General features: G+C 45.7%; 19 protein-coding genes. 2 read left to right on the plus strand and 17 right to left on the minus strand.

The genetic code is table 11. The annotated features are described in order from the left end of the window. Positions 1 to 89: 89 nt before the first annotated feature. From fusA to dhaM, 12 genes are all read right to left on the minus strand, one after another. Complete coding sequence (gene fusA, locus ABGU93_RS08515; RefSeq protein WP_347413043.1) at positions 90 to 2162, minus strand: elongation factor G; 2073 nt, start codon at positions 2160 to 2162, stop codon at positions 90 to 92. A gap of 38 nt (positions 2163 to 2200) precedes the next feature. Further along, positions 2201 to 2671 (minus strand): 30S ribosomal protein S7, encoded by a 471-nt coding sequence (rpsG, locus tag ABGU93_RS08520; protein ID WP_026395055.1) that lies wholly within the window; start codon positions 2669 to 2671, stop codon positions 2201 to 2203. 141 nt (positions 2672 to 2812) lie between these two features. Then, the gene (gene rpsL / locus ABGU93_RS08525; RefSeq protein WP_014355307.1) at positions 2813 to 3187 is read right to left on the minus strand and encodes a 30S ribosomal protein S12; all 375 of its coding nucleotides are present in this window, start codon (positions 3185 to 3187) and stop codon (positions 2813 to 2815) included. A 102-nt stretch (positions 3188 to 3289) separates the two neighbouring features. Then, entirely contained in the window at positions 3290 to 3529 is a 240-nt protein-coding gene (locus ABGU93_RS08530; protein ID WP_304887214.1) for a ribosomal L7Ae/L30e/S12e/Gadd45 family protein, read from the minus strand. 80 nt (positions 3530 to 3609) lie between these two features. Beyond that, entirely contained in the window at positions 3610 to 7284 is a 3675-nt protein-coding gene (gene rpoC, locus ABGU93_RS08535) for a DNA-directed RNA polymerase subunit beta' (protein ID WP_347413044.1), read from the minus strand. A 33-nt stretch (positions 7285 to 7317) separates the two neighbouring features. After that, a complete protein-coding gene (locus ABGU93_RS08540; RefSeq protein WP_347413063.1) occupies positions 7318 to 10977 on the minus strand; it encodes a DNA-directed RNA polymerase subunit beta in 3660 nt (1219 codons plus the stop codon). A gap of 396 nt (positions 10978 to 11373) precedes the next feature. Next, the gene (locus tag ABGU93_RS08545) at positions 11374 to 12177 is read right to left on the minus strand and encodes an amino acid ABC transporter ATP-binding protein (protein ID WP_347413045.1); all 804 of its coding nucleotides are present in this window, start codon (positions 12175 to 12177) and stop codon (positions 11374 to 11376) included. A 9-nt stretch (positions 12178 to 12186) separates the two neighbouring features. Continuing rightward, a complete protein-coding gene (locus ABGU93_RS08550; protein WP_347413046.1) occupies positions 12187 to 12849 on the minus strand; it encodes an amino acid ABC transporter permease in 663 nt (220 codons plus the stop codon). Positions 12850 to 12945: 96 nt separating this feature from the next. Beyond that, the gene (locus tag ABGU93_RS08555) at positions 12946 to 13749 is read right to left on the minus strand and encodes an amino acid ABC transporter substrate-binding protein (RefSeq protein ID WP_347413047.1); all 804 of its coding nucleotides are present in this window, start codon (positions 13747 to 13749) and stop codon (positions 12946 to 12948) included. A gap of 229 nt (positions 13750 to 13978) precedes the next feature. Further along, positions 13979 to 14620, minus strand: a complete 642-nt coding sequence (dhaL, locus tag ABGU93_RS08560) for a dihydroxyacetone kinase subunit DhaL (protein WP_347413048.1) — start codon at positions 14618 to 14620, stop codon at positions 13979 to 13981. 73 nt (positions 14621 to 14693) lie between these two features. After that, positions 14694 to 15701, minus strand: coding sequence for a dihydroxyacetone kinase subunit DhaK (locus ABGU93_RS08565; RefSeq protein WP_304887223.1), 1008 nt, complete (start codon positions 15699 to 15701; stop codon positions 14694 to 14696). 148 nt (positions 15702 to 15849) lie between these two features. Continuing rightward, positions 15850 to 16248, minus strand: coding sequence for a dihydroxyacetone kinase phosphoryl donor subunit DhaM (gene dhaM, locus ABGU93_RS08570; protein WP_347413049.1), 399 nt, complete (start codon positions 16246 to 16248; stop codon positions 15850 to 15852). 242 nt (positions 16249 to 16490) lie between these two features. On the opposite strand from dhaM, the gene ABGU93_RS08575 reads away from it, so the two are divergent. Both ABGU93_RS08575 and ABGU93_RS08580 read left to right on the plus strand, forming a co-directional pair. Next, positions 16491 to 16940, plus strand: a complete 450-nt coding sequence (locus ABGU93_RS08575) for an RpiB/LacA/LacB family sugar-phosphate isomerase (protein WP_347413050.1) — start codon at positions 16491 to 16493, stop codon at positions 16938 to 16940. Positions 16941 to 16947: 7 nt separating this feature from the next. Beyond that, on the plus strand, positions 16948 to 17721 hold the full coding sequence (locus ABGU93_RS08580; RefSeq protein WP_347413051.1) for a triose-phosphate isomerase: 774 nt from the start codon (positions 16948 to 16950) through the stop codon (positions 17719 to 17721). Between the two features lie 205 nt (positions 17722 to 17926). On the opposite strand, the gene ABGU93_RS08585 is transcribed toward ABGU93_RS08580, so the two are convergent. From ABGU93_RS08585 to ABGU93_RS08605, 5 genes are all read right to left on the minus strand, one after another. After that, a complete protein-coding gene (locus ABGU93_RS08585; RefSeq protein WP_347413052.1) occupies positions 17927 to 19762 on the minus strand; it encodes an alkaline phosphatase in 1836 nt (611 codons plus the stop codon). A gap of 201 nt (positions 19763 to 19963) precedes the next feature. After that, positions 19964 to 20971, minus strand: coding sequence for a DUF3089 domain-containing protein (locus ABGU93_RS08590; RefSeq protein ID WP_347413053.1), 1008 nt, complete (start codon positions 20969 to 20971; stop codon positions 19964 to 19966). 199 nt (positions 20972 to 21170) lie between these two features. Next, complete coding sequence (locus ABGU93_RS08595) at positions 21171 to 21773, minus strand: hypothetical protein (RefSeq protein WP_347413054.1); 603 nt, start codon at positions 21771 to 21773, stop codon at positions 21171 to 21173. A gap of 338 nt (positions 21774 to 22111) precedes the next feature. Next, positions 22112 to 23023, minus strand: coding sequence for a Fic family protein (locus tag ABGU93_RS08600; RefSeq protein WP_347413064.1), 912 nt, complete (start codon positions 23021 to 23023; stop codon positions 22112 to 22114). Positions 23024 to 23172: 149 nt separating this feature from the next. Further along, positions 23173 to 23748 carry a hypothetical protein gene (locus tag ABGU93_RS08605; protein WP_347413055.1) on the minus strand — a complete coding sequence of 192 codons (576 nt, stop codon included), beginning with the start codon at positions 23746 to 23748 and terminating at the stop codon, positions 23173 to 23175.

Raw genomic sequence — 23748 nt, forward strand, 5'->3', positions numbered from 1 at the left:
TGTTCCAACATTTACATGGGGCTTATTTCTTTCAAATTTTGACTTTGCCATTTGTTCTTCTCCTTAAAAATTATTTTATAGCTATGCTATTATTTACGGCCTTCAATTATTTCTTCTGAAATAAATTTAGGTACAGCTTCATAGTGTGAGAACTGCATGGTGTAAACACCACGGCCCTGAGTTTTACTTCTTAGTGTTGTTGCGTATCCAAACATTTCTGACAGTGGCACCATCCCTTTAATGATCTGTGCACCACCACGCATTTCCATACCCTCGACACGGCCACGTCGTGAGCTGATATCGCCCATTACATCCCCCATGTATTCTTCTGGAATGACGACTTCAAGTTTAAATACTGGTTCTAAGATAACAGGATCGGCTTTTCTCATACCGTTTTTAAACGCCATCGATCCGGCCACTTTAAAGGCCATTTCTGATGAATCCACGTCATGGTAAGAACCGTCATAAACGATAACCTTAAGATCCAATACTGGATATCCGGCTAATACACCATTACGCATTGCTTCTTCAATCCCCTGATTAATTGGGTTGATGAATTCTTTTGGAATCGATCCCCCAACGGTCTTGTTTTCGAAGATATATCCGGTCCCAGGTTCAACTGGCTCCATACGGATGAGACAGTGACCATATTGACCACGACCACCCGATTGACGAGCAAATTTACCTTCAGCATCTACTGCTTTGGTAATGGATTCTTTATAGGCTACCTGTGGTGCGCCGACATTAGCTTCAACTTTGAATTCTCGCAACATACGGTCAACGATAATGTCAAGGTGAAGTTCACCCATTCCTGAGATGATGGTTTGTCCGGTTTCTTCATCCGTACGGGTTCTGAAAGTAGGATCTTCTTCAGCAAGTTTTGCTAAAGCAGTACTCATTTTTTCCTGGCCAGCCTTTGTTTTTGGTTCAATGGCAACATGGATTACCGGTTCCGGGAATTCCATGGACTCAAGAATAATAGGAGCCTTGTCTGAACACAGAGTATCCCCTGTTGAAGTATCTTTAAGACCAACTGCAGCAGCGATATCCCCTGTATAAACAGTGGTAATCTCTTCACGATGGTTGGCATGCATTTGCAGGATCCGTCCCAGACGTTCTCTTTTTCCCTTAGATGAATTGAAAACATATGAACCTGATTCAATGCTTCCAGAATATACCCGGAAGAATGCCAGCTTTCCAACAAATGGATCAGTCATGATCTTAAATGCCAGTGCTGAGAATGGTTCATCATCACTTGCTTTTCGGCTATCTTCTTCTTCAGTATCAGGATTGATCCCAGTGATCGCGGGAACATCCAGTGGGGACGGCATATAATCGACAATTGCGTCCAATACTAATTGAACACCTTTGTTTTTATAAGATGAACCACAAACAACCGGAATAATATCAACATTCAATGTTGCTAGACGAATAGCCGCCTTCAGTTCATCAAGACCAATTTCTTCGCCTTCAAGGAATTTTTCCATGATCGCTTCATCATAATCAGAAATAGACTCAATTAATTTTTCGCGATACTCGTCAGCCAGCTCACGCATGTCTTCAGGAATATCGACGATATCAATTTCTTCACCTAAATCATCTTTATAGATCATTGCTTTCATGATCAGGAGATCTATGATCCCCACAAAGTCACTTTCTTTGCCAATAGGTAATTGAATTGGAACAGGATTCGTGCTTAAACGATCCTCCATCATCTTCAGTACATTATAAAAATCGGCTCCGGTAATGTCCATCTTGTTGATGTACGCCATTCTAGGAACATGATATTTATCAGCTTGTCGCCATACTGTTTCAGATTGAGGTTCAACGCCACCTTTTGCACAAAAAACAGCTACCGATCCGTCAAGAACTCGTAATGATCGTTCTACTTCTACGGTAAAATCAACGTGGCCTGGTGTATCAATGATATTGATACGGTTGTTGTTCCAAAAACACGTGGTTGCTGCCGAGGTAATGGTAATACCTCTTTCTTGTTCTTGTTCCATCCAGTCCATTTGGGAAACCCCATCATGGGTTTCTCCAATTTTATGGATTTTTCCGGAATAGAACAGGATTCTTTCGGTGGTAGTGGTTTTTCCTGCATCAATATGTGCCATAATACCTATATTTCTTGTTTTTTCTAAACTATACTCTCTTGACACAGATGCTTTCCTCTCTTATTTCTAAATCTAAATAAAGACTACCAACGATAATGTGCAAAAGCTTTATTGGCTTCTGCCATGGCGTGAGTATCATCTTTTTTCTTAACAGCTGCACCGCTATTATTGAGTGCATCCATAATTTCTCCAGCTAAACGATCCTTCATTGTTTTTTCAGATCTTTTTCTTGAGTAATTAACTAACCAACGTAACCCTAACGCTTGTTTACGTTCAGTTCTGATTTCCATTGGCACCTGGTAGGTTGCACCACCAACTCGGCGCGCTTTAACTTCTAAAACAGGTGTGATATTAGCCAGCGCTTCCCGGAATGCTTCCAGGGCATCTTTGCCAGTTTTTTCAGTAACTTTTTCAAATGCATCGTAAACGATTCTTTGGGCCACACCTTTTTTTCCATCTAACATGATATTGTTAACTAATTTAGTTACAACAATATCTCCGTAAATAGGATCAGGTAAAACTTCTCTTTTTGGAACAGGTCCTTTTCTAGGCACTTTACTTCCCTCCTTAACATTTTTATGTTCATCGGTACTCGACATCCAACGTTTCGTTGTTGTGCGTATAGCGTCTCTAACATATATTTGGTCTCGATCAATTTAAATAACGAGCGCTTGAATATGCAGCACTATGCACTACTACTTTTTAGGCTTTTTAGCCCCGTATTTGGATCGAGCTTGTCTACGAGCGTCAACACCAGCGGTATCAAGCGCACCACGGATAATTTTATAACGAACCCCTGGTAAATCCTTGACACGTCCACCCTTAATAAGAACAATACTATGTTCCTGTAAATTGTGGCCAACACCTGGAATATAAGCTGTTACTTCCATTCCGTTAACGAGACGAACTCTGGCGATTTTTCGAAGCGCCGAGTTTGGTTTCTTTGGTGTGGATGTTCTAACTGCTGTACATACGCCTCTTTTTTGAGGGTTTGCTTTCAACGCTGGAGTTTTTGTTTTTTCTTCCATGCGTTTTCTTCCTTTTTTTACAAGCTGATTAATTGTAGGCATTTAGTCCTGCACCTCCTTTTAATATTAATATATCAATAATCGAAACGATTATCAATGACTTGGTTGGAACCAGGACCACCTCTACGGCAACCCCGGTTCAGATTATTTAATAATGGCAATGACGGCTGCGGCCCGCTCAATCCCGCCGGCTTTTCCGAGTCCAACCTTAGTTTCAACCCGTTCTAGCGTGATCTGATGGCTATCACAGCATTCGACAATGCTTTTTTTGATACTTTCATCGGTATCTTCTGCCAAAATGACTTTAATTGCTTTGCCTTCTTTCACAGCCTTAAGAGTTTGTTTCATTCCAATCACTTTTGAAACATCAACAAATTGATTCATCGGTTCCTCCTTCTTGCTGTTCATGTATTTCTCTAAACACACCTAATAACTATACATGTTTGAGTCCTAAAAGTCAAGAATTATTCTTTTGTTAAGAAATCCAGGTCGAAGATGTCCAGATCGGTAATAATGGTATCATCGCTTTCTTCCTGCTCTTCTTCGACATAGGCATTTAAAATATCATCATCAAAAACAATATCCAGCGATTCAGTCAGGACATCATCTTCGATCATATCCTCATAAACATCTTCCTCTTCCCGTTCGTAGACCAGATCAATGTCACCATACATCTTGACGCCGGTACCAGCTGGTACCAATTGTCCGATAATAACATTTTCTTTAAGTCCGATCAGGGGGTCAACCTTGCCTTTAATGGCAGCGTCGGTAAGGACGCGGGTGGTTTCCTGGAAGGATGCGGCTGATAAGAATGAGTCAGTTGCCAGTGATGCTTTGGTGATACCCAGCAGTTCCCGGCTGGCTGTCGCTTCTTCGCCACCGTTTTCCAGGGCGGCGCGGTTTTCTTCTTCGAAATTGAAGATATCGACTAAGCTGCCGGCCAGTAAGGCGGTGTCTCCAGGGTTTTCAATTTTAACTTTTCTAAGCATTTGACGGATAATAACTTCCAGATGCTTGTCGCCAATGTGTACCCCTTGCATCCGGTAAACTTTTTGTACTTCCTGCAGCAAGTATTGCTGCACATGGTCAATCCCCTGAATGCGCAGAATATCACTGGGGTTAATGGAACCTTCGGTGATCTCATCTCCGGCAATGACCTGATCGCCGGTATGAACCCGCAATCGTGAGCCGTATGGAATCAGGTAAACCTTCATATCGCCATCATCACCGGTAACAACCGCTTCGGTTTTCTTCTGAGTATCCTGAATTTCCACGCGACCGTCAATTTCTGAAATAATCGCCTGGCCTTTCGGTTTTCGAGCTTCGAAAAGCTCTTCGATACGGGGAAGACCCTGGGTGATATCGTCAGCTGAAGCAACCCCACCAGTATGGAAGGTACGCATGGTCAGCTGGGTACCCGGCTCACCAATTGACTGAGCGGCAATGATACCAACGGCTTCGCCGATTTCAACCGGTCGCCAGGTGGTTAAATCAACCCCATAGCATTTTTTACAGACCCCATATTTGGACTGACAATTAAAGGCGGCGCGAATCAATACTTTTTCAATCCCCGCTTTATCAATACTGTCTGCCATTTCAGTGGAGATGATCTCGCCCGCCGGTGCCAGGACTTCGCCTGTTTCCGGATGAACCACATCTTCAAAGGCATATCGGCCGACCAGTCGTTCATGCAGGGTTTCGATAATTTCGCCGTGATCGTTAATGGTGGAAACCTCATAACCCCGGGTAGTGCCGCAATCATCCTCACGGACAATCACATCCTGGCTGACATCAACCAGACGTCGGGTCAGGTAACCGGAATCGGCGGTTCGCAGGGCGGTATCCGCCAGACCTTTTCGGGCCCCATGGGTGGAGGAGAAAAACTCCAGAACGTTTAGCCCTTCACGGAAGTTTGAACGGATTGGCAGTTCGATGATTCGACCACTTGGGTTGGCCATCAGACCACGCATCCCGGCCAATTGCCGGATCTGGTTCTTACTACCTCGGGCCCCGGAATCCGCCATCATGTTGATCGGGTTCAGATCTTCAAGGTGATCCAGCAACGCATCGGTAACCTCGTCGGTGGCTTTGTTCCAGATCTCAACAACGTTGTTATAACGTTCTTCATCACTGATAAAGCCTTGACGATAGAGACTCATATTTTCGGTGATCTTATCATCGGCTTTAGACAGAATTTCCTCTTTATTTTTCGGAACTTCCATATCACTGACCCCAACGGTAATGGCGCCGCGGGTTGAGAATTTAAAACCTAGGCGTTTTATTTCATCCAATACTTCAGATGTTTTGGTGGGGCCATATGTTTTATAGCATCGTTCGACAATTTCTGACAATACTTTTTTATTAACTTGGCGGTCAACTTCTAAGGCGAATTTTTCTTCGATGGTATCCCGTTTAACAAAACCCAATTCCTGAGGAATAATGGTGTTAAAAATAAATCTTCCGACGGTTCCATCAACTAAACGGGTCATCATTTCGCCATCAATTTCTTTGGTAATTCGCACCTTAACCTGAGAATGGAGTTCGACATCTTTATTGAAGTAAGCCATTTCCATTTCATCCAGATCGCGGAAGACACTGTTGGTGCCTTTGCCATCTTTCTTATAGATGGTCATGTAATAAGTACCTAAGATCATATCCTGGGTTGGTGCCACAACTGGCGTTCCGTCTTGTGGTTTAAGAATATTATTGGATGCCAGCATCAGAAAGCGGGCTTCCGCTTGAGCTTCGACTGATAAGGGTACATGGACAGCCATCTGATCGCCATCAAAGTCGGCATTGTAGGCGGTACATACCAGCGGATGGAGTTTGATCGCTTTACCTTCAACCAGAATCGGTTCAAAGGCCTGAATACCCAGACGATGGAGGGTTGGGGCCCGGTTTAACAGCACCGGATGTTCCTGAATAACATCTTCCAACACATCCCAGACCATCGGATCCAGTTTTTCGACCATTTTTTTTGCACTTTTAATGTTTTGCGACAGGTTACGGCCAACCAGTTCCCGCATGACAAATGGTTTGAATAATTCAATGGCCATCTCTTTAGGGAGTCCACATTGGAACATTTTCAGATCCGGTCCGACGACGATAACCGAACGGCCGGAGTAGTCAACTCGTTTCCCCAAAAGATTCTGACGGAAACGACCCTGTTTCCCTTTAAGCATATCACTGAGGGATTTAAAAGGACGGTTACCCGGTCCGGTGACGGCCCGGCCACGACGACCATTGTCAATCAGGGCATCGACGGCTTCCTGAAGCATCCGTTTTTCATTTTGAACAATGATATCTGGAGCATCCAGTTCCAGCAATTTTAAAAGCCGGTTGTTTCGGTTAATGACCCGGCGGTACAGGTCATTCAGATCCGAGGTCGCAAAACGACCCCCGTCCAACTGCACCATCGGCCGTAATTCTGGCGGAATAACCGGGATGGTTTCGAGAATCATCCATTCTGGGCGGTTATTGGAATTTCGAAACGCTTCAACCGCTTCCAGACGTCGGGCCACCCGGATCTTTTTCTGACCGGAGCTGCCTTTGAGTTCTTCCTTCAGCACGGCTGATTCCTGATCCAGGTCAACCAGTTTCAGTAATTCCTGAATTGCTTCGGCGCCGATGCTGGCGGTAAACTTATTGCCAAACTGACTCTTGGCTTCTTTGTATTCCGCTTCGGTGAGGATCTGTTTGAAATCAAAATTACTTTCGCCCGGATCGGTGACCACATAGGCGGCAAAATAAATAATTTTTTCCAGATTTCTGGGCGACATTTCCAGAATCAGACCCATTCGACTGGGGATTCCTTTAAAATACCAGATATGTGAAACCGGAGAGGCTAATTCAATATGCCCCATCCGCTCACGTCTAACCTTAGCCTTCGTTACTTCAACCCCACAGTTTTCACAGACAATGCCCTTATGGCGAATACGCTTGTACTTACCACAGTTACATTCCCAGTCTTTCTGCGGTCCAAAAATTTTCTCGCAAAACAACCCCTCTTTTTCTGGTTTCAGGGTTCTATAATTAATGGTTTCCGGTTTTTTTACTTCTCCACGTGACCACTCTCTGATTTTCTCAGGTGAGGCCAATCCGATCTGTAAGGATTTGAAGGTGAATTCCTCGTTTAACAAATGGCTTCGCTCCCTTCTTTAATAAATTTATTCTTATAATAATATGTCGTCATCGTCATCATCAATGCTCTTAATCTGGAAGCTGTCTTCCAATTTCACGTCATCTCCGGCTTCGGAAATTTCGGTGCTGCCAATTTCAATGGCCAGTTCTTCCAAAGGATCCCGTTCATCCATCTCATCATCAAGCATTTTAATCATTTCCTGATCATTGAGGATGTTCACATCCAGAGCTAAACTCTGGAATTCTTTCATCAGTACCTTGAATGACTCTGGTATCCCTGGTTTTGGAATATTTTCGCCTTTGACAATGGCTTCGTAGGCTTTAACCCGGCCAACCACGTCATCGGACTTTATTGTCAAAATTTCCTGCAGGGTATGCGCGGCGCCATAAGCTTCCAGCGCCCAAACTTCCATTTCTCCAAAACGCTGGCCCCCAAATTGAGCTTTACCGCCCAAAGGTTGCTGGGTAACTAAGGAGTATGGTCCGGTCGAACGGGCATGCATTTTATCATCAACCAAATGGTGAAGTTTAAGAATATACATGTAACCAACGGTTACCTTATTATCAAAGGGCTCGCCGCTGCGGCCATCATAAAGTTGGATCTTACCATCTTCAGGCAGATCGGCCTGGACTAGCAGATCCATGATATCCTGCTCGTTTGCCGGGTCAAAAACCGGCGTGGCAATATGCCAGCCGATGGATCGCATGGCCAGTCCCAGATGGACTTCCAATACCTGTCCAATGTTCATTCGCGAAGGAACCCCCAGCGGATTAAGAACAATCTCCAGAGCGGTTCCGTCTGGCATAAACGGCATATCTTCTTCAGGCAAAATTCGGGAAATTACCCCTTTATTACCATGACGACCAGCCATTTTATCACCGACGGAAATTTTACGTTTAACCGCGATCAGAACGCGTACCAGGGTATTAACCCCCGGTTTTAAATCTTCATCTTTATTTTCGCGCGAGAAGACTTTAACATCCAGAACAATCCCGGACTCTCCATGCGGTACTTTCAATGAGGTATCCCGGATTTCCCGGGCTTTTTCGCCAAAGATGGCGCGGAGCAGTTTTTCTTCCGCAGACAGGTCCGTTTCACCCTTCGGTGTGACTTTCCCGACCAGAATGTCGTCCGATTTAACCTCGGCACCGACAAAGATAATTCCCCGTTCATCCAGATTCTTCAGCGCATCTTCGCTGACATTGGGGATATCCCGGGTGATTTCTTCTGGTCCCAGTTTGGTTTCTCTGGCTTCGGCTTCAAATTCTTCAATATGAATCGAGGTAAAGACATCTTCTTTTAACAGTTTTTCATTGATCAGGATCGCATCCTCGTAGTTGTAACCTTCCCAGGTCATAAAGCCCATGAGAATGTTACGACCCAGCGCCAGTTCGCCCATTTCGGTGGACGGACCATCGGCAATGATTTCGCCGGCCTGAACATATTGTCCTTTGTTGACCAACGGTTTATGGTTCATACAGGTACCCTGATTGGAGCGTTTAAATTTAAGTAAGGTATATTTATCCAGCTCGCCGTTATCGGTGCGGATGTGAATAGCTGACGCTTCCACCCGTTCGATGGTGCCGGCATTTTTGGCAATCACACAGACGCCAGAATCCTTGGCAGCCTTGTGTTCCATCCCTGTTCCGATAACCGGGGCTTTTGGAATCAGCAGTGGCACGGCCTGACGTTGCATGTTGGCGCCCATGAGGGCCCGGTTGGCATCATCATTTTCGAGGAAGGGAATCAGCGATGTCGCAACTGAAACGATCTGTTTTGGCGAAATATCCATGTAATCGACCCGATCCGGGGGAATCAGCACGAAATCTCGTTTGCTGCCGGCACGACCGGTTACCTGTTTACGGACAAAGTGATTGGTATCATCCAATGGTTCATTGGCCTGGGCAATGGTGTAGCGCCCTTCTTCATCCGCGGCCAGATAATGAATTTCATCGGTGACGACGCCATCATAAACCTTCCGGTAGGGAGCTTCAATAAAGCCATATTCATTAACCCGGGCGTAGGTACTGAGGGAACCGATCAAACCGATGTTCGGACCTTCAGGGGTTTCAATTGGACACATCCGACCATAATGGCTATGGTGCACATCTCGAACCTCAAACCCGGCTCGTTCACGGCTTAACCCGCCTGGTCCCAATGCTGATAAACGTCGCTTATGGGTCAGTTCCGCCAAGGGGTTGGTCTGATCCATAAACTGCGACAGCTGGGAGCTTCCGAAGAATTCTTTTAAGGCGGCGTTGACCGGACGGGTATTGATTAAGCCCTGAGGGGTTAAAATTTCATCGTCCTGGACTGACATTCGTTCGCGGACTACCCGTTCCATTCGGGATAACCCGATCCGGAACTGATTTTGTAACAACTCGCCCACTGAACGTAGACGACGATTGCCCAAATGGTCAATATCATCGATAGCGCCGATGTCATAGTCGAGACCGATAATATAAGAGATGGAGGCGTGCAGATCGGAAATCAGCACATGCTTGGGTACCAGCTCATCCATTCGTTTTTTAATCGATTTTTTCTTTTCTTCATCCGTCATGTCTGATTCTAAAATTTCTTTCAGCACTTCATAACAGACAAATTCTTTGATGTCCAGATCACTGATGTCAAAAGGCAGATCCTGGGCATTGATGTCGACAAAACCATTTCCGATGACGCGGACGGTTTTATCATCAACTTTGACATCTACGACATTGATCCCGGTATTCTGAATATCGGTGGCTATCTCGATGGAGATGATTTCGTTCTCTTCAACGTAGACTTCACCGGTTTCTGGATTAACCACGGTATTGGCAGCCCGTTGGCCGGCAATTCGGGTGGCCAGCGATAATTTCTTGTTGTATTTATGACGGCCGACCTTGGCCAGGTCATAGCGACGATCGTCGAAGAACATCGAATTAAGCAGGGATTGCGCGCTTTCCACCGTTGGTGGCTCGCCGGGTCTTAAGCGCTTATAAATCTCGATCAAGCCATCCCGGGTTGATTTCATATTGTTATTTTCATCTTTTTTGATCGTTTCGATGAGTCGGTAGTCGTCACCGTAAAAATCAAGAATTTCCTGATTGGTTCCCATCCCCAGCGCACGAATCAGCGCGGTGATCGGTAATTTACGGGTCCGGTCAATTTTAACGTACATGATGTCATTGGAATCTGTTTCATATTCCAACCAGGCACCACGGTTAGGAATAACCTGGGCTGAGAACAATTTCTTACCCAGTTTATCACGGCTCAAGGAAAAATATGCCCCTGGTGATCGCACCAGCTGGCTGACAATAACCCGTTCCGCTCCATTAACAATGAAGGTTCCGGTTTCTGTCATTTTATGCAAATCAGCCATATAGACCTTTTGCTCTTTAACTTCGTTCTTTTCCTTATTGATTAAACGAACTGTTACTTTTAATGGTATAAAGTAGGTTTGATCCCTCTCTTTACACTCCTCCACTGAATACTTCGGTTTTCCCTCTATGGAATAATCCACAAATTCTAAAACCAGATTTCCAGTGTAGTCTTCGATCTTATCAATATCGTCGAAAACCTCTTGGAGTCCTTTTTCAATAAACCAGTTGTATGAATCTTTCTGAACCTCAATCAGGTTCGGCATTTCAATAACTTCTTTGATTTTAGAAAAGCTTTGGCGTGTTCTTAAACCATCTTTTTCAGGATGCAACATTACCATCCAATATCACCCCTCGCAAAAATACTCAGCAACGGACTACCCCTCACCGACTCGTGTTCGGCCTGTGGGTATCCCAAATTTGCCTGTTGTGTTTCGTCTCGCCTTGTGTTATTATTAGACCGTAATCAATTTCATATTCACTGGCTCCGACATGTTTCCCCTTTGATCAGTTGTTCATGACCGAGTCGCAAATGATTCGTTGATCGCCCAAAAATTGACGACAAGGATGCATTCTAACCTTATTTTAAAAGATACCAATGCAATTTTATATGCTATCACAAAATTATCTGGTTGTCAATCCTATTTTGTATTTTAAAAGCCTTCCCGCACGATGCGGGAAGGCTTTCTTTGTTTTTTCATTAAATTACTATTTTGACTCCGCGTTTTTTGTCAGCAATATTTTTTCAGACGGTAGTGCTTTTTCGTTTTGGCGGCTTTATTGCTCTGTTCTCGCAAAATGCTGCTTAAAAACGCCTGGGTTCTTTTTTCTTTCGGATGGATAAAAATATCTTCCGGAGATCCTTCTTCGAGAATCGTTCCCGAATCCATAAAGACCACCTTGTTGGCGACTTCCCGGGCAAAACTCATTTCGTGGGTCACCACCACCATGGTCATGTGCTCATTGGCCAGGCTTTGCATGACGCTTAAGACCTCGCCGGTCAGTTCCGGATCCAGGGCCGAGGTGGGCTCATCGAAAAGCAGAATATCAGGATTCATCATCAGTGCCCGGGCGATGGCCACCCGTTGTTTTTCGCCGCCCGACAGCGTCGAGGGCATGGCATCAATCCGTTCCAGCAGTCCCACCTTGTTCAGATAGGCTTCACAGCGCTGGTTCATCGCGCCCGTTTCTTCTTTTTTGACGACCTTCGGGGCCAATTCCAGATTCTGACGGACGGTCAGATGAGGGAACAGGTTGAAGTGCTGAAACACCATCCCCATCTTCATGATAATCGCGCGGATCTCCGGGGCACTGGGATAAACGCCGTCTTGCAGCAGCGGTTTGCCTTCCATGATGATATCGCCGCTGTCGGCCTTCTCCAGATCGATCAGGCAGCGCAGCAGCGTCGATTTACCCGATCCGGATGACCCGATGATGGCCATTACATCGCCCTTATTGACGGTAAACGAGATATCCTTTAAGACATGATTGTCTCCAAAACTTTTATTAAGTTGATTGACTTTTATAATTTCCATCATTTTCCCCTAGAACTCGTATTTGGTTTCAAGCTTTTTAAATACCATCGTGATCACAAAGTTGATCAGCAGGTACAAGGCCGCCGCCACCAGAAAAGCAAAGGTATCCCCATCCCGATTAACGGCCGTTTTGGCATAATGGAGAATCTCGGCCACGCCGATTACCGTGACCAGCGCGGTGTCTTTGACCAGGGTGATGGTTTCATTGCTGATCGCCGGCAAACAGACCCGAATCATCTGGGGAATCACCACCCGGATCATCGTTTCTATTTTTGTCAGGCCCAGAACTTTAGCCGCTTCATACTGTCCTTTGTCAATGGCCAACAGACCGCCCCGGAAGATTTCGGCAAAATAAGCCGCGTAGTTCATGCAAAAGGCCAGGCAGGCGGCTGTAAAGCGATCAAAAATCAGGTAGTCGCCGACTACCGGCAATAGTGGCAGGCCAAAATAGACAAACATAATCTGGAGCAGCAGGGGGGTGCCCCGGACCACATAAATATAGCCCTTAGCCAGTGATTTAATGGGCTTGATCCGACTCCGGGCCATCAAGGTAAACATGAAACCCAGCGGCAGCGAGCAGACAATCGTGACGGCAAAAACACTGAGGGTGATCACCATCCCCTGCAGCATCGGTAGGGTGATATTTGATAAATAGATATAAAAATCTGACATTTTATTCTCCTGAGGAATGAATTAAAGTAAGGATATCGCAAGTCATAAAAAAATCGGATAGAAACTATCCGATTTCTAAATAATGATTGTTTTCTTTTAGTTAGCTTTGTAGATAATGTCTTCGCCAAACCATTTGGTTGAAATGGTAGCGGCTGTTCCATCGGCAACCATGGCATCCATGGCATCCTGAATCTGAGTCAGTAACTCGGTATTGCCTTTTTTGATCCCCACGCCGTATAATTCTGGCGATAAGCTTTCGCTCAAGATGACAAATTCAGCACTTTCCGAGGTGATGTAGTAACGGGCGACGATGGAGTCAACCACAACGGCATCGATTCGGCCAATACCCAGATCGTTGAGGGCTGAGACATTTTCGGGATACTCGTTTAAGGCTGCTGCCTGTTGACTGATCGGATCAGCGGTGAAAGCATCGAAGGCTGAAGAACCTTTTTGAACACCAACATTTTTGCCAGCTAAATCAGCTTTGGTTTTGATGGCAGAATCTTTTTTGACCACGATCACCTGATCATTTTCCAGGTAAGGGGTGGTGAAATCCATTGCTTGTTTACGTTCATCGGTGATGGTTAAGCCATTCCAGATGACGTCAATGCTGCCGGAATCCAGTTCCAGTTCTTTGGTGTCCCAGTTGATTGGCTGCAGGACCACTTCCATGCCCATTCGTTTACCAACTTCTTTGGCCAGATCCACATCGAAACCAACGATTTCGTTTTTGTCATCTCTGAAACCCATTGGTGGGAAGGAGTCATCCAAACCGACCACAAAGGTCTTATCGTCATTGTTAGCATTGCCATCTGTTTTTGGCGTGCTGCTGCAACCTGCAAATAAACCAGCGACCAGAACGACAATCAGCATCAAGCCAAGTATACTTCTTTTTTTCATTCCTTTTTGTCCTCTTTTCCTAATATAATCTGAAGCTATTATACACTTTATCACTGTGCATTGCTAGTCCTTTACAGCAAAAATTTATTTCAAATGCGATCCGTTTCGCCGTTTTGCGGCCGGACAATCTAAAAAAAGTCCCATGATCCAGAGGGACGCCGGTAAACCGGTGTGACTTGCGCTCTGTGTCAGAGGGACTGCTCTTTATTAGCCTTCTTTTTTTAAATTTTTACGGCATACGGTTATAAAAAATTGCCAGAATGGCGGCACTGGAGGCCGAACCCGGATCACGATGGCCGATGGCCCGTTCGCCCAGCCGCATCGCCCGGCCTTTTTTGGCGATGATCGGGATGGTTGAATCGGAACCGGCATCACCCACCGCCAGCGCTTTTTTCATCGCTTCCTTGGGTGCCAGCCCGTCTTGATGATAAGCGGTGTTTAAGGCGTCAACGGCGGGCCGGAGGGTATCAACCATGGTTTTATCGCCCACCACGGCCTTGCCCCGTTTTTCGATGATCGCCACGCCGGCTTCCATCATTTCAATAAATTCGTCAAAGTTCACTACCTCTTTGCCTTTGGCCGGTACCCCAAATTTGCTGAAGAAGCCACCATAAAGCGGACCGGAAGCGCCGCCAACCTTATCAAGCAGGGCGGTGCCGACATTTTTGAACAGGGTATTAATATCTTCGTCTTTCCAGCCGTCCAGGTTTTTGCTGACTTCGCGAAAACCAATACTCATATTCATGCCGTGGTCACCGTCGCCAATGGCTGAATCCAGTTCCGAAAAATAATCCTTTTTCTCTTCGGCCAATACAATGAGGTCATCAATCACCCCAAGAAAGTAGTCTTTATTTAAAATATAATCGCTCATAATTCTTCTCCTTACAATGATTTCGGGTTGATGGTTTCCCATCAACCCGTTTTGTTATTATTCTCGTTGCTGTTTAGAACTGTTTAAAATAGGGGGTGTCGCAGGGATAATCCAATAATTCTTTCATTTCGGCGTCCAGTTTTACCAGGGTGACGGACATTCCGGCCATATCCATGGAGGAAGCGAATGAACCAATCAGGGATTTGTAAATGGTAATGCCTTTGTCGGCCAGGATTTCAGCAACGCGACGGAAGCAGATGTGCAGATCCATCAGTGGGGTGGCGCCCAGGCTGTTGACCAGGACATAAACCTCGTCGCCGCTTTGATAAGGCAGATCAGCCAGAATCGGTTCCATAATCTGGTCGATGACCTTGTCAGCTGCTTCGATTTTCCCGCGACGAACCCCGGGTTCGCCATGGATACCCATGCCGATTTCCATATCGCCGTCTTCCATTTCAAAAATCGGGCCGCCTTTTGACGGTAAGGTGGCCGAGGACATGGCCACGCCCATGGTCCGGGTGACGTCGTTGCATTTTTTCGCTGCCGCGACGACGGCATCAAGATCGCCGCCCATTTCCGCTTTGGCTCCGGCGGCTTTAAAGACAAAGAAGTCTCCGGCAATCCCACGGCGGTCTTCAATATTTTCAGAAGAAATAACATCATCAGTAACCAGTACCGTTTCAACCCGGATGCCGTCTTCTTCATCGGCTTTTTCAGCGCCCATGTCAAAGTTCATCACATCGCCGGCATAGTTGCCATAAAGGTAGATACAACCTTTACCGGTATCAATGGCTTTGACCGAGGCATAACAGGGATCAGGCGATGGTGAGGTATTGATGTTACCAATAACCGCAGCATCAGCAAAGCCTTTGCCGACATAGCCCAGGAATAAGGGTTCATGTCCGGAGCCGCCGCCGATGATCACGCCGACCTTGTCTTTTTGCTTGGCGGTTTTACTGACCACCACCCGGCCCTGAGCTTCAGATGTCTGATCTAAAACCACATGGTCTTTGTGGGCGGTTACATAACCGGCCAGCATTTCTTCTACTACATCATAGGGATCATTGATTAATCGTTTCATTTCTTCCTCCTAAAATTATTTGTTTGAATAAGTTTTTGGATATGTTTCTTAACGCCAGCACCACGCCAGAGTGAAACCCACTCCTATAGCTAATGACCTGCTGGCGTTTTCTATGTTATGGGTGTTATTTCCCCAATCAATAGACCATTTAGTGAACCTTTCTCAGGGTTGCCCCTTCTTTGGCGGTGGCAATAATTTTTTCCAGATCATTGCAGATGGTGGCCTGAATCACCCCGCCGATCACCCCTTCAACCAGCGGTGCATCAACGATGTGGACCTTGGCCTGGAGCGCTTCATCCTCCAGCATTTCGATGGCGGTCTCACTGCAGATCACCGCCGAGCCCAGATCGACAAAAATCAGGATATGCTCCCGTTCGGCCAGATTCTCAATAGCGTTTTTAATCTTGGTGGTATTGGTACCAATCCGACCGTCGGCGGCCCCGCCGGCAGCAATCACGGCGACGCTGCCATCATTCATTTCCATGACAATGTCGCGCAGCCCTTCGGCCAACTTTTCACTATGCGATACGATAATTACACCTGTCATACTCTTCCTCCAACTTTTTGGGCCTTATTAAGGTTATTACCCACTTTTTAACAATTTTTTCTTAAAACCAGAATTTTCTTTTTATGACTTAATTTCATGATTGATCAAATGATCAGATTCTTTACAAATCCCAGTATCTATGCCATAATGATAGCGTATACACGAGTTAAATACCTTAAGGAATGGGTTATTTTTACACCCTGTAAAATGTCTGTTCAAATTTAGATACCAGGAGGATGATGATGAAAATTGCTGTTGACTGTGACGATGCTGCCATTGATTTTAAAGACGAAATTTATAATTATTTGAAGAACGCCGGTTACGACATCACTGATTTAAATTATTCGGCAACTCACGATTGCGACTATCCTGAAATTGCCTTTAACCTGGCTGAAACGATTAAAAATAAAGAATATGACCGCGGCTTTATCTTTTGCGGTACCGGGCTGGGGGTGGCGATGATGGCCAACAAGGTACCCGGCGTTTTTGCCGGCACCTGCCACGATGTCTATTCGGCCGAACGGCTGGCCAAAAGCAATGATGCCAATGTTTTAACCATGGGGGCCCGGGTAATCGGTACCGAACTGGCCAAAATGATTGCCGAGGCCTGGCTAAAAAGTGATTTTCAGGGCGGCGGCTCAACCAGAAAAGTTGAAGCGATGCACCGGCTTGAAAAAACCTACCTGAAATAGGCCAACGATGAAAAAGTTTTTACTGGGAACCAACTGGAAGATGAACAAAACCCTGGCCCAGGGTCTGGCCTACAGCGAGGCCCTGACGGCGATCATTGGGAAGTATGCCCAATTTGAGTTTTTCATCATCCCCCCCTATACCCACCTGTGGAAAATTAAAGAAGCGCTTGCTGCTCAAAAAAGCCCCCTGAAACTGGGCGCCCAAAATATGCACGAGCAGGACTTTGGTCAGTTTACCGGCGAAATTTCGCCGCTGATGCTGGCCGAAATCGGGGTCGATATCGTTGAGCTGGGCCATAGCGAACGGCGCCAGTATTTTAATGAAACGGATGAAGCAGTCAATAAAAAAGCCCTGGCCGCCCTGAAACACGGCTTTACCCCGCTGATTTGCATCGGCGAACAGCAGGCCGATAAAGACTACGGCGTTTCCCAAGAAATGCTGGCCAAACAGTTAAAGATCGCCTTAACCGATGTCCCGGCGGCAGCCATCGGCCAATTCTGGATCGCCTATGAACCGGTCTGGGCCATTGGCGTTGGTGGTACCCCGGCCGCAACCCCCTATGTCGAGGAAATCCATGACTTCCTGCGGCGGGTCCTGATTGACCGTTACGGCCCCAGCGGCCAGGCGGTGCCGCTGCTGTTTGGTGGCAGCGTCAATATCAATAACGCCCGGGATTATGCCCGGCTCGCCAATGTCGACGGCTTATTTATCGGCCGCAGCGCCTGGGAGCCGGATCTGTTTGAGGCAATTATGGCGGCGGTTGGCGACGTGGTAAAGTAGCATTGCAACCACCATCATGTTTGCCTTTCCGGGGCCATATGTTCGCTGCGGTTGTTTACTACCCAAAACAACCCCGAATAATATCGTCCTGAAATTTTCATAAAGAAAAGCCGCAGATTGATATAAACCTGCGACTTTTTTATGTGAATTTTATGTGCTGCTATAGTTTAATCGACAATCTCTGGCAGTGCTTCTGATTCCCGTTCTAATTCATTAAATTTCGGATCGCCAGCGCTATTTCGGAGTTATCCAGATACGCACCCTTTAATGGATCAGAACCATTCGCATAGCTTTTTAATAACTCTGCGCCAACGCCTTTAGCAAAGAAAGGAACCAGTTGATTGGTATGATCTTTGCTGTTCCAGGCCATCGTAGGAATCACGCCTTTACCATTATTGATAACCTCGTCATAGACACCAGCGGTACCGGTAAGATATCCGGTTTCATGATCGCCGGTGACAATCACCAGTGTTTCTGACCAGTTGCTGTTGGTTTCAACCCAGTCACAGACGGCTTCCACCGAGTTGTTAAAATCAATTTCTTCCTCAATCACGCGGCCGCTGGAATTACCATGACCAGCCCAGTCAATGGCGCCACCTTCAACCATCAGGAAAAAACCATCCTCGTCGTTGTCCAGAACATTAAGCGCACCTTTTGTCATCACGTCCAGCGTTGGTACATTATCATTAACGGCGACAGCAAATGGTGCTGCGGCCAAATCGCCCGAGCGGTTGTACTGAAGGGTTTCATACACTTCCGGTACCCCAACAACGCGTTCCGGGGTATTTCCGGTCTGGAGGTTTTCAAAGGCTTCCTTTGTCTGAATCAGGTTCCAGTTTTCAATGATGCCATCTCCGTCAGCATCATTTCCCAGATTTCCGGCAACCAGGTTATCCCAGGTATCTTTTCCGCCGACATATTTATAATTTTTGTCCTCGACCGTTGTTTGTGGTTCGCCATTATTATCATACAGCGGATGGCCGGCTCCCATAATGACATCGGTTTTGCTGTCATTAATCATTTCGTTAGCAATTTCGCTGTAATTTTGTCTGCTGGCGTTATGAGCGACAAAGCCAGCCGGCGTGGCATGACTGAATTCAACCGAACTGATGACTCCGGTAGCCTTATTCAGCGCTTCAAAATCTTCGCTGATATTAACCAGATTCTGTTCGTTTTCGTCAACGCCAATGGCGGCATTAAAGGTTTTCGTTCCTGATGCCATCGCCGTCGCGGCGGCCGCTGAATCGGTGGGGTGTTGTGCCATTGAGTCAAAACTGCCCCAGATTGTTTGGGGATTATAAACACTGACCAGATCGTCATCGGCCCCTAATTCATTGTGCGAATAAGTACTCATATTGACCTGGGTCGGAAATTGTTCATAAATTTGGGCCACTGCTTTTCCCGCGGTATAATAATTCGTCGCCAGGATCTCATTGGATCCACAACCATCGGAAATCATTAAGATCACATTTTTAATTGCTCCGGTGTTAACTGGTGCCGGTGAGCCCTTTGGTAAGACCACCACCTTGATCCCTTCCAGGCGATAGCCTTTACCTTCCGTGCCTGATAATTCACCGTTCTTGACCCAGTTCATCCAGCCGGTATTCTCAACATGAACCTGATAATAAATATCATAGTTGCTGGCTTCAGTTCCGGTCAGTTTGATGCGAATGGCTTCCAGTCTCAGTGATTCGCCTTCGGTTCCGCTGACGGCGCCATCGGTGACCCAATCCTGCCAGCCTTCATTTTGGACATGAGTCTGATAGCTGACGCCCAGATTCTTGATATCACTGATTTGGAGTTTGATGCCTTCCAGTCGCAATGATTTTCCGGTGGTGCCGCTAAGCGATTCTTTTGATTTCCAATCCTGCCAGCCAACATTTTGAATCTGGGTCTGATAACTGCAATTTCCTTCAAATACCAGCGGAACACCATCGGTATTAACGGTCACTTCTTCAGCCAACACCCCAGTGGCCATCTGCATCCCCAACATTGCGGCAATTGATAAAACTGCCATTCCCTGTTTCATCGTTTTTTTCATGACTCTCCTTTTAACATTTTTCGACATTTGCGAAATACCTGACCCCTTGCCCTCAATGGGTCTTACTCAAACTTTAGCAGTTTTCGCTTTCTGGTATAGTGTATCTCATTAATTATCCACTTAATTGTCGATTCTGTTAAAAGAGAGTTAATCTTTTGTTAAGCAATTCGCACGTCACAGGAACAACTGCTTCCCATGCCGTTACCCCGGCACCGGGTCGCTCAGAAAATTACCGATCCGTTCTTTAACATTCTGCTCCAGGTTGCGGTAAAAAAACTGGTAATCATAAAGATGATAAACGCCCTCCTGGAAAATATCGAGGATTGGTGGAAAATCAGCCGGACTGACACCGGTTACGCGCAGGGTACCACGATCAGGATCCAGATAGGCCCCAGTCAGGTTGGTTACTTCCTTGACAATCGCTCCGCTATAATCGGTAAATACGGCACCGCTATTTTCGCTGGCAGCAGCGGGGGTGCTATCGGTTCTCCAGTTCAGGGGATTGATCCCCAATGTTTTATCCGGAACAATCAGCGAGCTTTGAATCCCCTCGGCTTCTGAATTAAAGGTAATGATCACGCCGGTATCTCCAGAATTCTGGGCCATTTTTAAAAAGGGATAGTTGCTTAAATCTTCCGGTGTGACGCGCCAGCCGATCAGATAGGCGGCGACCAACTGGTCGCGTAAAGCCGGATCAGCGAATTTTTCCGCCAGCAGCCGCAACAGCATTTCCGAACCCTGGCTGAACCCGGCCAGCACAAACGGCCGGCCCTGATTGTAATCTTTGATGTATTGATCAAAGGCCTGTGAAACATCCGCGTAGGCCAGATCAAAATACTGATCCGATTGGGATCCATCCATGGTATAAGCGTTCAGCGCCGCCTGCCGGTAATAAGGAGCAAAAAAATTGGCGTTATCATCGTAGAGACCTATTTCCATATTGGTCGCTCCCAGAAACTGGGCCTTTGTCTGTTCATCGCCGAGATCCATCGAATGGGACTCAGCGGTCCCCAGATAAACCGTCGGCGCCACAAAAAACACATCACAGTCTTTAGTGACGGCTTCGTCAAGTGGCAAATAGGCCCAATTCTCCGATTTTGTATAGTCCACCCCGGGCGGTTGTTGAGCGCATCCGCTCAACAACATCATGATGATCAGGAAGATGGACAAAATAGTGGCTGATGCCGAACGGTTCATTCTTGTTTTCATAATTTTCCCCTTTTACTTCATTTTTTTGCCAGAAAGGGCAATGCTGGTGAGCAAGGGTTCCCGGCTTCCATTTCAATTCCATAACTGATCACATTGCTGACCTAACTGTAGCTCTTGCGGTCGCTTTTTATAAGTTTGCTGAATAAGACCAGTGACCGGGAAACGATCACCGCACTTATACTCGGCAGCCTTCTTTTTTTTATGAGCGCATCATGCAGTAACACGTCAAACCCATGTCTTCAGAAGTATGAGACTCCATTAAGTTAAAACCAAAGTGTTCATAAATCGGCAGATTATCCGGGTTGAAGGTCTCCAGCACAACGGGTTCCTTATTGGCCGCACATTTTTCTAGAACCGGAGTAATCAGTTTTCTGAATGCACCCGTTCCTTTTGAAGACGCGTCAGTGGCGATGATCAGCAAATGATAAACGGCACCATCACAATAAGCGGTATGCCAGCTTTGAGGAATGATCTGGCCCTGGCTGATAGACCGATCCTGAAGCACCTGCAATTCTTTCTGGTTCGCCAGCGCCAGTAACTTTTGAGAGGATTGCTGCATCATGTTCATCAGCCGGTCTTCCGGCAAATCCCTAGTCGAGTAGCCAATCAGCAGGCCCTTGCCATCTTCCAGCACCTGCACCGCATGCGCTTCCATAAAGGCCTCGATCTGGCCTTCAAACTGGGCTTTAATCAGCAATTCAGCCCGGTCCAAGTCTTTGACTTGAAAAATTACGCCCGGATCTTCCATAAACCGCGTTTTCATCAGTTCTGCATAAGTTTTTAATTCACTTTGTTTTATCATTTTCGAACCTCCATAAATTATTTTAAATGTCCCGACTTCTTCATACCTCTTCAAGAAACATCTCTTGAAAATTTCATATAAACTCATAATGCATCCATTTTTTTCATCAACTATACTAAAATTTCTATAGCGTTTCGATCGTTTGTCAGGTGTTTGGTTACTCTGGATAGTCACTTTCTACTCTTTCAATCAAGCGATCAAAATCCGACTGAACTGTGATAACTTTTGCAGATAATAACAGGGTCCCCATAACTGTTTCCATATTCAAACCACAAACCAATAAGACCAGCTAATAATAAGTATGCCTGGCCTCAAATACAAGCTGCTAAAGTTAATTTTCAATCTAAGATGGATAACCATAAATTTTCTGACTCGACCACAAGTTCCGATACCAGTTCAATGAACAGCTTATAATTCATGGTTGTATGGGCCAGGTCCAGAACATCATAATATCTCGCCCGTTCTTCATTCTTAATAATAATTGGCGGGTAGCCATTTTTCATCAATTCAAAATTAAGCAGCAACCGGGCGGTTCGGCCATTTCCATCAATGAAGGGATGAATTTTTACAAACTCACCGTGAATCAGCATTGCTCTTACGACTGGATGAAGTGCTTTCCATTCATTCTGATATTCCACCATCAGCTTTTGCATTAAACCGCCAATCTCATAATGCTTCGGGGGGATGTGTTTAGCCCCGCTAATGACTACATTCTCGCTCCGATATTTACCGGCATTGAAATTGTCTATTTCTTTTAGGATCAATGCATGCATATTCCGGATATTCCATTCAGAAAGCGGTTCCTGATTTAAAATTAAATCTTCAACAAAAAGAATTGCTTCACGATGATTAATGGCTTCCAGATGTTCCACCATGCTTTTCCCACCGATGGTTATTCCTTCAAGAACAACTTTGGTCTCTGACAATGTCAGTGTATTCCCCTCGATGGCGTTGCTATTGTATGTCCATTCAACAATGAGTTTATCCTGCAGTGACGTGGCAAGACCTTTGGAAAAAGGTCGGTGACCATCAATTGCTTCTTTAAGTGAATCGATATAACTAAAGTCATATCCCAATCCCAGATAATGCTTCTTACTAGTTTCCCTTGCGTCCCCAGGTTTAGCAGCATCGGCAGGGATTGACCAGTTTCGCCCAATTTTTATCGCCCCTTCGATACGCCCCGCATTGCATAGCACCCTAATACGACGATCACTGATTTTCCATTTTTCACTTGCTTCTTTCGAACTCATATATTTCAAAAAAATCACCTCATCAACATGTTATACCGATATCGGAACAATGTCAAGGTGATGCGGAGTTATCATTTTTCGAGAGAAAAGTTTAGGATGGTGCCAGGTGTGCAAATTACTTTTGGCGCACTGGCCTAACAATAACCTACTTAAGACTCGCAATTCTTGAACGTTACTGCCATTTCTGCAATGGTTTCACCCACTCCTTTTGACTGAATAAAGTGATAGGGCATCTTCTTTCGTTTGACCCAACCGATGACTTCGTAATAATCGCTATGACTGATTTGCTTATAATCAATAAAAATTGCAGTTGCTTTTTCTGGCATATTGCCCTCATAGATCATCAAATGCGGAATTTCTTCTTTAAGTGGCTTCTGACTCTTGGCAAGCTCTCCCCGCAATAGCTTTTCTGATTCTATTTTATTTTTTCTAAGCATATCCCTTTCTGACCTCAGTTTGTTTGTTTCAAGGTTTGCCTTCAGGAGTTGCTCGTTCTGATTTTTTATAATTTCCTCGTAGTTTTCCATTTCCCGAAAAACTGTTTCCTGATTGTGTTTGAAATAGTAGACCTTCACCTTTTTAAATTCTCTGATTAATGCCATCACATACAGTGAAGTGATCATATGCTCAATCATAGCATCGTAGTTTGGTTTGACGCCTTCAGAAAATTGGTCCCCTTTTTGCTCGGCCACCTTATCATACCAGAACCGTTCATCACCCATCAT

It is taken from the genome of Acetobacterium sp. (genome assembly GCF_039830195.1).
GTDB lineage: Bacteria > Bacillota > Clostridia > Eubacteriales > Eubacteriaceae > Acetobacterium.

Coding starts and splice junctions, on each gene's coding strand:
- ABGU93_RS08530 (WP_304887214.1), bottom strand. CDS start 3,529: ATGAATCAATTTGTTGATGTTTCAAAAGTGATTGGAATGAAACAAACT.
- ABGU93_RS08595 (WP_347413054.1), bottom strand. CDS start 21,773: ATGATAAAACAAAGTGAATTAAAAACTTATGCAGAACTGATGAAAACG.
- ABGU93_RS08590 (WP_347413053.1), bottom strand. CDS start 20,971: ATGAAAACAAGAATGAACCGTTCGGCATCAGCCACTATTTTGTCCATC.
- rpsL (WP_014355307.1), bottom strand. CDS start 3,187: ATGCCTACAATTAATCAGCTTGTAAAAAAAGGAAGAAAACGCATGGAA.
- ABGU93_RS08605 (WP_347413055.1), bottom strand. CDS start 23,748: ATGATGGGTGATGAACGGTTCTGGTATGATAAGGTGGCCGAGCAAAAA.
- ABGU93_RS08580 (WP_347413051.1), top strand. CDS start 16,948: ATGAAAAAGTTTTTACTGGGAACCAACTGGAAGATGAACAAAACCCTG.
- ABGU93_RS08565 (WP_304887223.1), bottom strand. CDS start 15,701: ATGAAACGATTAATCAATGATCCCTATGATGTAGTAGAAGAAATGCTG.
- ABGU93_RS08550 (WP_347413046.1), bottom strand. CDS start 12,849: ATGTCAGATTTTTATATCTATTTATCAAATATCACCCTACCGATGCTG.
- ABGU93_RS08585 (WP_347413052.1), bottom strand. CDS start 19,762: ATGAAAAAAACGATGAAACAGGGAATGGCAGTTTTATCAATTGCCGCA.
- dhaL (WP_347413048.1), bottom strand. CDS start 14,620: ATGAGCGATTATATTTTAAATAAAGACTACTTTCTTGGGGTGATTGAT.
- ABGU93_RS08540 (WP_347413063.1), bottom strand. CDS start 10,977: ATGTTGCATCCTGAAAAAGATGGTTTAAGAACACGCCAAAGCTTTTCT.
- ABGU93_RS08600 (WP_347413064.1), bottom strand. CDS start 23,023: ATGAGTTCGAAAGAAGCAAGTGAAAAATGGAAAATCAGTGATCGTCGT.
- dhaM (WP_347413049.1), bottom strand. CDS start 16,248: ATGACAGGTGTAATTATCGTATCGCATAGTGAAAAGTTGGCCGAAGGG.
- ABGU93_RS08575 (WP_347413050.1), top strand. CDS start 16,491: ATGAAAATTGCTGTTGACTGTGACGATGCTGCCATTGATTTTAAAGAC.
- ABGU93_RS08545 (WP_347413045.1), bottom strand. CDS start 12,177: ATGGAAATTATAAAAGTCAATCAACTTAATAAAAGTTTTGGAGACAAT.
- ABGU93_RS08555 (WP_347413047.1), bottom strand. CDS start 13,749: ATGAAAAAAAGAAGTATACTTGGCTTGATGCTGATTGTCGTTCTGGTC.